We start from the raw sequence: 12,435 nt of genomic DNA, 5'->3' as shown, positions 1-12,435 counted from the left end.
GTCCAGTTTTGACATATCAAAGGAGTTGAAAAAAATGGCAGATATAATTGTGCTTATATTGATAATAGGATATTGTGGATTTGTCATTTTTCAGCGACATCGTCAAAAGAAAAATGGAGCACAAAATGATTGTCATGGAATATGTGATGGATGTAGTGGGTGTGGAGATTTGAGTCATTTAAAAGAAACATATTTTGCTGATAAAATGAAAAAAGAAAGGAAATTATAGATGGGTAATTCAACAGGTTCAATGTTTTATATGTTCATCATTGTGATTGGTGTTTATATTATAGGAATGTTAGCCTTTCTAGGATTTCAACGAATAAAGAAGTGGTTTCATAAGCGTCGTGATTTAAAGTTCCAGGAAAGAAGGGATCGTCATGGTTGATGCCATTATTATCATTATTGTGATTGTCTTATTAGGATTTGCATTAAAAGGAAGTATCAGACACTTTAAAGGTGAAGGAGCATGTTGTGGTGGAAATCATGAAAGTTTAGATATGCAAGAAAAGAAATTGACTTCACCTGTTATTGGGAAGAAATTATTAAAAATTGAAGGAATGCATTGTGATCACTGTGCCAAACAGGTCATGGATGCTATAAATAAGATTGATGGAGTTAGTGCAAAGGTTGATCTTCAATCACAGACAGCGACGATTTTCTATGATCGAGAAATCAATGATAATGAGCTATATCAGGCTGTAAAAAGTGCTGGTTATCATATTCAATCAATAAGTTGTTCATAGAAAAGTGTCGAAGATGATCGTAATCAAGAGATGTTATAGATGATATGTTTTATAACATCTTTTTTAATATGTTTTGATAGCTGAATCAACAAGGAAAACAATGAATTTATTGATTAAAAAATCATATAAACTATTGACAAATTTATTATATATAGTATACTGATTATAGAGTTAGTTAAAGCTAACTATTAATAATATCTAAAAGTTAGCAAATCCTAACCGATATATCTAAGCGTGTAAAGATATATAAAGAATAAAAGAGGATATGAATGATAGAAATAGTTGCCCTCATACTCCTATTCATCGTCATTTTAGATTAAAAAGCCAGATTAGATCTAGACATACTTGTAACTATGATATATTCTATCCTTTAACAGACACATTTTGTGTATGATAAAAAGTAATCTTCGGATTACTTTTTTTCTTTGGTATATAAAGTTGCGTTTGAAAGTTGAATGTGATAATCTAAATGTTAAGGTGATGAATATGAAGAAAATGGAATTGCGTCATACAAAAATATTGGAGTTATTAACTGAAAAGAATAAAGTGGATGTTACAGAATTATCTCAAAATCTTGGTGTGTCACAAGTGACAATACGTAAAGATTTGGATATGTTAGAGAAAAAAGGATTGATTGTTAGAGAACATGGCTTTGCGACGCTGAATGGACAGGATGATATGAATAATAGATTAGCCTATCATTATGATATTAAACAACAATTAGCCAAATCAGCTTGTCAGATGATTGAAGATGGTGAAACAATTATGATTGAATCTGGTTCCTGTTGTGCCTTACTGGCTCAAGAAATTGCTTCAACAAAAAAAGATGTTACAATTATTACGAATTCTTCTTTTATTGCTGATTACATTCGTCAATATTCTCAAGTCAAACTGATTTTACTTGGCGGAGAATATCAAAAAGAAGCACAGGTTGTTGTAGGTCCAATGACAAGACGTTGCGTTGAAGCGTTCTTTGTTGATAAGTTTTTTATTGGTACAGATGGTTTTTCAAGAAATACGGGATTTACTGGAAATGATTATATGCGTAGTGAAACAGTGCGAGATATGGCTCGTCAGGCTGCTCATGTGATTGTTGTGACAGAGTCTTCTAAGTTTCAACAAGTAGGTTTGGTTAATTTATTGCCCACACAAGATGTCTATTGTGTTGTTACAGATGGAATGATTCCTCAAGAAAGTGAAGAATATTTACAAAGTCAAAATGTGATTGTCAAAAAGGTATAATAAAAGGAGCAATGCTCCTAAATAAAACAATCTAAACCTTCATCAATAAAAATTTGCTGATAATCTTTTAAGTCCTCATTATGGAGGGCTTTTTGATTTTTATAGGTATATTCTTTATTCAACATGTCATATTTTTTTTCACCAAATTGATGGAAAGGCAAGAGTTGCACACGTTTTAATCCAATCTTATGTAACATTCCAGCAAGTCCTCTTGCATCTTCTAAAGAATAATTGAAATCAGGAATGACAGGGATACGTGGTAATATATCTATACCCTGTTGAAAAGCCCAGGTTAAGTTTTTTATAATCAGTTCATTATGAACGCCAGTTTTTAAGAAATGTTGTTGACTGTCGTAGTGCTTGACATCGAATAATAAAAGGTCAAACTGTGGGGCTAAATGTTGAAATGTTTCTTCTGGAACATATCCTGTCGTTTCAATTGCAGTATGGATATGTTCTTTTTTTAATGCCTGAATGAGTGCTTCAACGAATTGGGGTTGTCCCATACCTTCACCACCAGAAATCGTCACGCCACCTTGAGATTCTTCATAAAAAGGAAGATCCTGTTTGCAGATACGAACAATTTCATCAATGTCCTGATACTCTCCTTCACATGATAAAGAATGTGAAGGACATTGCTGAACACATTGTAAACAACCAATACATTGATCAAAATGAACATGGATATATCCATCCTGAAATGAGATTGCTTGTTGAGGACAAGTTTTTACACAATGGCAACAATGTAAACATGTGTCGTGATGACATAGAATCTGTATATTTTCATTTTGTGATTCCGGATTAGAACACCACTCACATCTTAATGGACAACCTTTTAAAAAGACTGTTGTACGGATACCAGGGCCATCATGAATACTAAATTTTTGAATATTAAAAATGATACCTTTTGTCATAGTCATTCTCCTTTTGATTATATGTTATCACAAATGTTTTAAATAGTAAATAAATAAGTTACAAATGAAATATAATATGTTTTTATTCAAATAAATATTGACTTTAATTAGATATATGTTAAGATATATTTGAAAATGAAACACATAAAACTTTCAAATGAAATAAAAAGGAGAAGAAAAATGAAGAATGTTGAACATTTTGGTGATTTAACACCACGTATGAATCATTTTAGAGAAGCTGTATTGGATAAGAAACCTTATATTGATGCTCAGCGTGCATTGCTTGTGACAGAAGCTTATGAGAAATATAAGAATCAGACACCTGTCATGAAACGTGCCTATATGTTAAAAAAAATATTGGAAAAAATGTCTATTTATATTGAAGATGAAACTTTAATTGTAGGAAATCAGGCTTCATCAAATAAAGATGCACCGATCTTTCCTGAGTATACAATGAAGTTTGTTATGGATGAATTAGATACGTTTGAAAAACGTGATGGAGATGTCTTTTATATTACAGAAGAAACAAAAGAAGCTTTACGCTCTATTGCGCCATTTTGGGAAAATAATAATCTAAGAGCTAAAGGTGAAGCTTTACTTCCTGAAGAAGTCAGTGTTTTTATGGAAACAGGATTTTTTGGTATGGAAGGGAAACTGAATTCAGGAGATGCTCATTTGGCTGTTGAATATCAAAAAGTCTTAGAAATCGGTTTAAAGGGTTATGAAGACAGAGTTTTAGATATCAAAAATCATTTGGATTTATGTGTTCCTGAAAATCTTAATAAATATCAATTTTATAATGCAGTATTGATTGTTATTGAAGCAGTCAAAACATTTGCAAAGCGTTTTAGTGTTCTAGCAAAAGAAAAAGCTGAAAAAGAAACAGGAAAAAGAAAAGAAGAATTATTGGAAATCAGTCGTATTTGTGACAAAGTGCCTTATCAGCCAGCTCAAACATTTCATGAAGCGATTCAATCAGTATGGTTTATTCAATTGATTTTACAGATTGAATCTAATGGACATTCATTATCATATGGTCGCTTTGATCAATATATGTATCCTTATTTAAAACATGATTTAGATAACAATATTATCACAGAAGATGAAGCAGTTGAATTACTAACAAATTTATGGATTAAGACTCTCACAATCAATAAAGTCCGTAGTCAGGCTCATACATTTTCAAGTGCTGGAAGCCCAATGTATCAAAATGTGACAATTGGAGGACAGACAACAGATCAAAAAGATGCCGTGAATCAATTATCTTTCTTAGTTTTGAAGTCAGTGGCACAAACAAGATTGCCTCAGCCAAACTTAACGGTGAGATACCATGCTCATATCAATCAGGAATTTTTTGATGAAGCTATTGAAGTGATGAAATTAGGAACTGGTATGCCAGCCTTTAATAATGATGAAGTGATTATTCCTTCATTTATTGAAAAAGGTGTCAAAGAAGAAGATGCTTATAACTATTCTGCAATTGGTTGCGTGGAAACAGCAGTGCCAGGAAAATGGGGTTATCGTTGTACAGGTATGAGTTATATGAATTTCCCAAGAATTTTATTGATTGCGATGAATAATGGGGTGGATATGACTTCTGGAAAACGTTTTGTAAAAGAATGTGGTTATTTTACAGAAATGAAATCTTATGAAGAATTGATGCAAGTATGGGATCAGGTAGTCAGAGAATTAACACGTATGAGTGTGATTGTTGAAAATGCAATTGATTTAGCTTCTGAAAAAGATGTTCCTGATGTTTTATGTTCAGCCCTTACTGAAGATTGTATTGGTCGTGGAAAGACAATTAAAGAAGGTGGAGCTGTCTATGATTTCATTTCAGGATTGCAGGTAGGTATTGCGAATATGGCTGATAGTCTGGCAGCAATTAAGAAACTTGTCTTTGATGAAAAGAAAATCACTCAACAACAATTATGGGATGCTTTAGTTGATGATTTTCAAAGTGAAGAAAGTCAAAGAATTCAAAGAATGTTGATTGAAGAAGCGCCTAAATATGGTAATGATAATGATGAAGTGGATCAGTTGGTCGTTGATGCCTATGCATCTTATATTGATGAAATGAAAAAGTATCCAAATACGCGTTATGGCAGAGGGCCAATTGGAGGTATTCGTTATGCTGGAACATCCTCTATTTCCGCTAATGTAGGGCAGGGATTTGGAACGATGGCAACACCAGATGGTAGACATGCTCATACACCATTGGCAGAAGGATGTTCACCAGCACATAGTTGTGATAAAAGTGGTCCAACAGCGGTCTTTAAATCTGTGTCCAAATTACCAACTCATGAAATTACGGGTGGTGTTTTATTGAATCAGAAAGTAACACCACAGATGTTATCAACAGAAGAAAATAAACAGAAACTGGAAATGTTGATGAAGACATTCTTTAATAGATTAGAAGGATATCATGTCCAATATAATGTTGTGTCTAAAGAAACTTTAATTGATGCTCAAAAACATCCAGAAAAGCATAAGGATTTAATTGTGCGAGTGGCAGGATATTCAGCTTTCTTTAATGTGTTATCAAAAGCAACACAAGATGATATTATTGGAAGAACAGAACAAAGTTTATAGGGAGAAGATTATGGAATTTATTATTGATACAGTTGATTTAGAAGAAATTAAGGAAGCCGTTTCTTATATGCCTATCGTAGGTGTCACAAGCAATCCTTCTATTGTCAAGAAGACAAGCCCAGAGGATTTCTTTGCACATATGCGAGCAATCAGAGATATTATTGGAAAGGATAGAAGTCTTCATATTCAGGTGATTTCTAAGGATTGTCAAAGCATGGTCAAGGAAGCACATAGAATCCTTGAAGAAATAGACAGACAGGTCTATATCAAAGTACCCGTATCTTATGAAGGAATCAAAGCGATTAAGATGTTGAAGGAAGAAAACATTCATGTCACAGCGACAGCTGTCTATGATTTGATGCAGGCTTATATGGCACTGGCAGCAGGGGCAGACTATATTGCACCATATGTCAATAGAATTGGGAATCTAGGAGCAAATCCAATGGAGCTCATCAATGAATTATCAAATCGTATTGTCATGGATGGATATGATACAAAGATAGTCGCAGCATCATTCAAGGGAGTGCAACAGATTAGAGAAGCCTTCAATTATGGAGCGCAGTCCATTACAGCACCAGTAGAGATCTTGAAACAGATTTTCAAGAATCCAAGCATAGAAAAAGCAGTAGATGATTTCAATGCCGACTGGTATAGCATGTACGGAGAAGGCAAAGGAATATGTGATTTATAGAGTCGTCAGGTATTTTATGAAAAACTCATAAAATGCCTTTTTTAATGCACGTTATTTTACTTTATATCAAAAGTTCTTTACAATAAAAATAGGAAGGTGAAGATAATGAAAGTTTTAATTATTGGAGGTGTAGCTGCTGGAGCCACAACAGCTGCCAGACTGAGAAGATTAAATAAAGATGTAGAAATGATTGTTTTTGAAAAGGGAAATTATGTATCTTATGCCAATTGTGGATTGCCTTATTATGTGTCTGGTGAAATTCAAGGTAAAGATGATTTACTGTTGATGACACCACAGTTATTTTATGATCGTTTTCAGATTGATGTCAGAGTGGCGAGTGAAGTCACAGCGATTCATCCTGAAAACAAGAGTATCTCCGTTTATAATCATATGACAGGAGAAACTTATGAAGAAAATTATGATCAGCTGGTTATTGCGACAGGATCATCGCCTATTCAATTGCCGATTCCTGGAATTGATCATCCTGATATTCAACAATTATGGACAATTGATGATTTTGAAAAAATACGCCAAAAAGTGGAACTGGAAAATATTCACACAGCATGTATTATTGGTGGAGGCTTTGTAGGGATTGAAACAGCTGAAAATTTAAAAGAATTGAATGTAGATGTTGATGTTATAGAAAAAGGACCACAAATCTTAAATAATTTAGATTTTGAGATGGTTCAGCCCATACATAAATATTTAAATCGAAAAGGTATTCATTTATATTTGAATACAGAATTATTAGCTTTTGAAGATCATCAATCCAAAATACAAGTCAAAACGAACTCTTTTACAAAAAGTTATGATTTGGTCATTCTTTCAGTCGGTGTAAAGCCACAAAGTGAAATAGCTAAAAAAGCTGGAATTGACTGTAATGCAAGAGGTGGTATTGTTGTAGATGAATATTTAAAAACAAATATTCCAGATATCTATGCAGTTGGAGATGTGATTGAAGTTGAACATTATATTCATCATCAAAAAACAATGATACCTTTAGCAGGTCCGGCTAACAAAGAAGGTCGAATTCTGGCAGATAATCTGGCAGGGCATCCTCAAAAATATCTAGGATCATTAGGAAGTAGTATTATTAAAGTTTTTGAGATGGCCGCAGCAAGCACCGGCTTCAATGAAAAACAATTACAGGCTCAAGATTTACATAGACATCAAGATTATGAAGTGGTTATTATCCAACAAAAATCCCATGCGGGATACTATCCTGGAGCCAAGCCACTGACAATAAAGGTGATCTATGACCTTGAACAGAACATATTAGGAGCACAGGTTATAGGTTATGAAGGTGTTGATAAACGTATTGATGTGATTTCCACAGCTATTCATTATCATGGGAAAGTAACGGATTTAAAAGATCTTCATATCGCTTATGCTCCACCGTTTGCTTCGGCTAAGGATGCAATCAATATGGTAGGATATGTCGCTGAGAATATGCAAAATGGTTATATACAGTTGATGCTGCCTGATGAATATCAACAAATCAAAGATCATGTCATCACATTGGATGTCAGAGAAAACGATGAAAGAAAAGCTGGATATATTGAAGGATCTTATCATATTCCATACGGTGAATTGATTCATCGTTATCAGGAAATAGATCCAAAACAGACCGTTGTGATATATTGTGCAGTTGGAGTCAGAGCTTATAATTGTGCTAGAATTCTGATGCAAAGAGGATATCAGAAAGTTTATGTGTTAAGCGGAGGCTTAGGATTTTATTTGGATTATTGCTTCCAATAATCATGTGCTTTTACATAATCTTAACAAATTTTATACAAAAATATGATTTTTCCACCATTTAAAAAGATATACACTATGTTTGTCAATAAAGACGAATGATAAATGATAAAAAGGAAGGGTTAAAATATGAAAAAATTCGGAGCTTTATTATTAGCATGTGTATTAAGCTTTAGCTTGGTAGGATGCGGAAATAATGATGGAGGTAGCGATGCGGCTGCTTCAGGAAGTGGAGATGTGAGTGGAACTGTTGCTTTAAATGGTTCAACATCAATGGAAAAACTTGTTAATGGATTAAAAGAAGGTATTGTAGAAACTTATCCAAATTTACAATTAGAACCACAATTTACAGGTTCAAGTGCTGGGGTTGAAGCAGTAACAAATGGAACTGCTGATATTGGAGATGTATCAAGAGCTTTAACTGATGAAGAAAAAGCAGGTGGTTTAGTAGAAAACATTGTTGCTTTAGATGGTATCGCAGTTGTTACTGATACAGCGAACACAGCTACAAATTTAACAACTCAACAATTAAAAGATATTTACACTGGAAAAATTACTAACTGGAGCGAAGTTGGTGGAGCTGACCAAAATATCGTTGTTATTGGACGTGAAAGTGGTTCAGGAACAAGAGATGCATTTGAAGAAATCTTAGATATCGCTGATCAATGTCAATTAGCTCAAACATTAAATGAAACTGGAGCAGTTGCTGCAGCTGTACAATCTACACCAGGAGCAATTGGATATATTTCATTAGATGCATTAAATGATAAAGTTAAAGCATTACAATTAGATGGTGTTGCACCAAGTGAAGAAACAGTAAAAGATGGTTCATATACTTTACAAAGACCATTCGTTATGGCAACTAAAGGTGAAATCAGTGAACAATCAGCACAAGTTCAAGCTGTATTTGAATTCATTAATAGTGATGCAGGACAAGAAGTTATCTCATCTGTTGGTTTAGTTTCAGCAAAATAGTCTTTTAAGGGGCATAGGGTTATGCCTCTTTTTTTGTATAAAAATAAATTTTAAAGTTATACTGTTTGTAAAGAAAAAGTAAAGAAACAAATGTAAAAAAACATCAAAAATCATGGATTAAATACATAGAAATTTAAATATTTTACATAATCTTAACATTTTTTATACAAAATATTGCTATTTCTTTTACATGAAAAGATATAAACTAGCATTGATTTGTGGAGCTATATATAAAAGAAGGGGTTAAATATGGAAAAGAAGATGATATCTATTATTGCAAATAGAAAAACAAAATCAATGGTAGAAAAAATAGCGTCTATTATTTTTACTTGTTGTGCTGTTGTTTCTATTGTAGCTGTTGTTGGGATTACAGCGTATATGTTTGTTTCAGGAACGCCAGCTATTTTTAAAGTTGGATTAACTGAAATTTTATTCAGCAATGTATGGGCACCAACTGCGGCTGATCCACATTATGGAATTCTTAATATAATCTTAACATCAATTGTTGGGGTAATCTTTGCGATTTTGATAGGAGTTCCTATTGGGATTTTAACAGCTGTCAACTTAGCTGAAATTGCTAATCCAAAAGTGAGAAATATTGTAAAATCAGCAGTTGAATTGTTAGCAGGGATTCCATCAGTCGTCTATGGACTTTTAGGAATATTAATTATCAATCCATTAATGTATCAATTGGAGCTGGCTATTTTTGCTGGATCAAAAACACATCAATTTACAGGTGGAGCCAATTTGATTTCAGCTATTTTGGTTTTGGCCATTATGATTTTACCAACTTTAATTAATATTACGGAAACATCATTAAAATCAGTACCAGATGATTATCGTAAAAGTTCTTTGGCGCTAGGTGCAAGTCAAATGCAGACAATTTTTAAAGTTGTTTTACCAGCTGCTAAAAATGGGATTATGTCAGCGATTGTTTTAGGAGTTGGTCGTGCGATTGGTGAAGCTATGGCTATCTTGCTTGTGGCAGGGAACTCAGTCAATTTCCCATTACCATTCAATTCAGTTCGTTTCTTAACAACTGGTATCGTTTCTGAAATGGGATATGCTTCAGGAACACATCGTGAAGTATTGTTTACAATTGGTTTGGTATTATTTATCTTTATTTTAGCAATTAACTTGATATTAACATTTATTTTAAAACGAGGTGGAGAAGATGGAAAATAGTATTTTTGATAAAAAAAGTAGATTAAGTGATAAAGTCTTAAGTTTTCTTATTCAATTATCCACTTTCATTTCTGTTGGTCTATTGATCGTTATTATTGGTTATATATTAATAAGAGGTATTCCAAGCTTCAATTTTGGATATCTTGTCAATACAACAAGTGTATTAAAGGATACAGTAGGGATTTTACCTAATATTATTAATACAGTTTATATGATTGTTGTGACATTATTGATCGCTGGTCCTATTAGTATTGGGGGAGCAATCTACTTAAATGAATATGCAACAAATAAGAAATTTGTTGAAATCATTTCATTTACAACTGAAGTTTTAGCTGGTATTCCATCTATTATTTATGGTTTATTCGGTATGTTGTTTTTTGGAAATTTATTAAAATTAGGTTATTCTATTTTAACAGGAGCCTTAACATTAGCTATTATGATTTTACCAATCATTTCTAGAAATACACAGGTTGCCTTGCAGGCAGTACCAAAAAGTTATCGTGAAGCAGCACTAGGAATTGGAGCGACAAAATGGTATATGATTCGTACAGTTTTATTACCAAGTGCGATTCCTGGAATTTTAACAGGTATCATTTTGGCAATGGGAAGAATTGTTGCTGAATCAGCTGCATTACTATTCACTGCAGGAAGTTTAGCAACATTACCTAGAGGGTTATTTGAACACTTATTCTCAAGTGGTGGAACTTTAACAATTCAACTTTATCTAGAAATGGCAAAAGCGAATTATGAGGTTGCCTTTGTCATTGCATTAATTTTAATTGTTGTTGTGTTAGTATTGAATTTCTTAGCAAAATGGATTTCTAAAAGATTTGATGTCAATAAAATTGATTAAGGAAGGTTAAAAAAATGAGTGTAAAAATTAGTTCTAAAAATTTAAATCTTCATTATGGAGAAAAACATGCATTGAAAGATGTGAATTTAGATATTGTAGAAAATAAAATCACAGCATTTATTGGTCCTTCAGGATGTGGGAAATCTACATTTCTTAAGACTTTAAATAGAATGAATGATTATGTAAATAATGTCAAAATTGATGGTGAAATTACATTAGATGGAGAAAATATTTATGATCCACGTGTTGATACAACAGTGTTACGTAAAAAAGTAGGGATGGTTTTTCAGCAACCTAATCCATTTCCAATGAGTATTTATGATAATATTGCTTATGGACCAAGAATTCATGGTATTAAAAATAAAAAGAAATTAGATGAAATTGTTGAAAAAAGTTTAAAAGCAGCAGCTTTATATGATGAAGTTGCAGATCGTTTGCATACATCAGCACTTGGTTTATCTGGTGGACAACAACAGCGTTTATGTATTGCAAGATGTTTAGCGGTAGAACCAGAAGTCATTTTATTGGATGAACCAACAAGTGCCTTGGATCCTATTTCTACATTGAAAATTGAAGAGTTATTAATGGAATTAAAAGATAAATATACAATTGCAATTGTCACACATAATATGCAGCAGGCATCACGTATTGCTGATTATACGGCTTTCTTCTTGGTTGGAGAAATGGTAGAATATGGTGAAACAAAGGACATTTTCTCAATGCCTAAAGATAAACGTACAGAAGATTATATTACTGGTCGTTTTGGTTAAGAGTTGTGTTTTGCATGAAAAACAAATATAATGGAGGTATGTAAAATGATGAGAAAACTATTTGACGAAGAATTAGAAAAGTTAAATGTTGATTTAACAAAAATGGGGCATCTTGTAGAAGTTGCTATTGAAAATATGATTGATGCTTTTAAACATCAGGATAAAGCTCTTGCAAAAGAGATTATTACAAATGACCGTTTAATTAATGATATGGAAAGAACTGTTGAATCAAGAGCATTTAATTTGATTTTACGTCAACAACCTATCGCAACTGATTTAAGAAATGTAACAACAGCTTTAAAAATTGTTACTGATTTGGAAAGAATTGGGGATCAGGCTGCTGATATTGCAGAAATTATTATGAATTTTGAAGGTGAACATGCTTATAAGACTGTTGAGCATATTCCGACAATGGCTAAAAAGGCTAAAATTATGGTTCATGAATCTATAGATTCATTTATTAAAAAAGATTTATCTACTGCACGTTTAGTGAAAAGCATGGATGATGAAATTGATGCTTTGTTTGAAGAAGTGAAACAGGAAGTTGCAGAAATTATTAAAGAAAACAGCGAAAGAATTGATTACTGTATTGATTTCTTAATGATTGCGAAATACTTAGAAAGAGTTGGAGATCATGCAGTCAATATCTGTGAATGGTTAGAATTTAATCAAACTGGTTCAGTGAATGATCAAAGATTGATTTAGGAGGGTT

13 protein-coding genes are annotated in these 12,435 nt (G+C 32.8%); 12 read left to right on the top strand and 1 reads right to left on the bottom strand.

All coding sequences use genetic code 11. The annotated features are described in order from the left end of the window. Positions 1–34 precede the first annotated feature (34 nt). The 4 genes from B5E79_RS08790 to B5E79_RS08780 all read left to right on the top strand — a co-directional run bounded on the left by B5E79_RS08790 (position 35) and on the right by B5E79_RS08780 (position 1,988). Entirely contained in the window at positions 35–229 is a 195-nt protein-coding gene (locus B5E79_RS08790) for a FeoB-associated Cys-rich membrane protein (RefSeq protein ID WP_087297723.1), read from the top strand. Continuing rightward, entirely contained in the window at positions 230–388 is a 159-nt protein-coding gene (locus B5E79_RS13580; RefSeq protein WP_164483499.1) for a hypothetical protein, read from the top strand. Then, the gene (locus B5E79_RS08785) at positions 381–746 is read left to right on the top strand and encodes a heavy-metal-associated domain-containing protein (RefSeq protein WP_087297722.1); all 366 of its coding nucleotides are present in this window, start codon (positions 381–383) and stop codon (positions 744–746) included. The genes B5E79_RS13580 and B5E79_RS08785 overlap by 8 nt, the downstream gene beginning before the upstream one ends. A 495-nt stretch (positions 747–1,241) precedes the next feature. Beyond that, positions 1,242–1,988 (top strand): DeoR/GlpR family DNA-binding transcription regulator, encoded by a 747-nt coding sequence (locus B5E79_RS08780; RefSeq protein WP_087297736.1) that lies wholly within the window; start codon positions 1,242–1,244, stop codon positions 1,986–1,988. A 17-nt stretch (positions 1,989–2,005) separates the two neighbouring features. Here B5E79_RS08780 and B5E79_RS08775 read toward each other — a convergent pair whose 3' ends face one another. Beyond that, complete coding sequence (locus tag B5E79_RS08775) at positions 2,006–2,902, bottom strand: glycyl-radical enzyme activating protein (RefSeq protein WP_087297721.1); 897 nt, start codon at positions 2,900–2,902, stop codon at positions 2,006–2,008. A 180-nt stretch (positions 2,903–3,082) separates the two neighbouring features. Here B5E79_RS08775 and B5E79_RS08770 point away from each other — a divergent pair, with 180 nt between their 5' ends. The 8 genes from B5E79_RS08770 to phoU all read left to right on the top strand — a co-directional run bounded on the left by B5E79_RS08770 (position 3,083) and on the right by phoU (position 12,428). Further along, the gene (locus tag B5E79_RS08770) at positions 3,083–5,494 is read left to right on the top strand and encodes a glycyl radical protein (RefSeq protein WP_087297720.1); all 2,412 of its coding nucleotides are present in this window, start codon (positions 3,083–3,085) and stop codon (positions 5,492–5,494) included. 10 nt (positions 5,495–5,504) lie between these two features. Beyond that, complete coding sequence (locus B5E79_RS08765; protein ID WP_087297719.1) at positions 5,505–6,185, top strand: fructose-6-phosphate aldolase; 681 nt, start codon at positions 5,505–5,507, stop codon at positions 6,183–6,185. A 105-nt stretch (positions 6,186–6,290) separates the two neighbouring features. Next, positions 6,291–7,943 carry an FAD-dependent oxidoreductase gene (locus B5E79_RS08760; protein WP_087297718.1) on the top strand — a complete coding sequence of 551 codons (1,653 nt, stop codon included), beginning with the start codon at positions 6,291–6,293 and terminating at the stop codon, positions 7,941–7,943. Positions 7,944–8,069: 126 nt separating this feature from the next. Further along, positions 8,070–8,915 carry a phosphate ABC transporter substrate-binding protein gene (locus B5E79_RS08755; RefSeq protein ID WP_087297717.1) on the top strand — a complete coding sequence of 282 codons (846 nt, stop codon included), beginning with the start codon at positions 8,070–8,072 and terminating at the stop codon, positions 8,913–8,915. Between the two features lie 249 nt (positions 8,916–9,164). Next, positions 9,165–10,100 carry a phosphate ABC transporter permease subunit PstC gene (gene pstC / locus B5E79_RS08750; protein WP_087297716.1) on the top strand — a complete coding sequence of 312 codons (936 nt, stop codon included), beginning with the start codon at positions 9,165–9,167 and terminating at the stop codon, positions 10,098–10,100. After that, positions 10,090–10,953, top strand: coding sequence for a phosphate ABC transporter permease PstA (gene pstA / locus B5E79_RS08745; protein ID WP_087297715.1), 864 nt, complete (start codon positions 10,090–10,092; stop codon positions 10,951–10,953). The genes pstC and pstA overlap by 11 nt, the downstream gene beginning before the upstream one ends. A gap of 14 nt (positions 10,954–10,967) precedes the next feature. Then, a complete protein-coding gene (gene pstB / locus B5E79_RS08740) occupies positions 10,968–11,723 on the top strand; it encodes a phosphate ABC transporter ATP-binding protein PstB (protein ID WP_087297714.1) in 756 nt (251 codons plus the stop codon). Between the two features lie 45 nt (positions 11,724–11,768). Then, entirely contained in the window at positions 11,769–12,428 is a 660-nt protein-coding gene (gene phoU, locus B5E79_RS08735; protein WP_087246000.1) for a phosphate signaling complex protein PhoU, read from the top strand. Positions 12,429–12,435 lie beyond the last annotated feature (7 nt).

The organism is Massilimicrobiota sp. An134, assembly GCF_002160815.1.
Classification (GTDB): domain Bacteria; phylum Bacillota_I; class Bacilli_A; order Erysipelotrichales; family Coprobacillaceae; genus Allocoprobacillus; species Allocoprobacillus merdigallinarum.
Note: the sequence above shows the minus strand (reverse complement) of the source record. Positions and strands in the feature narration are given on the sequence as shown.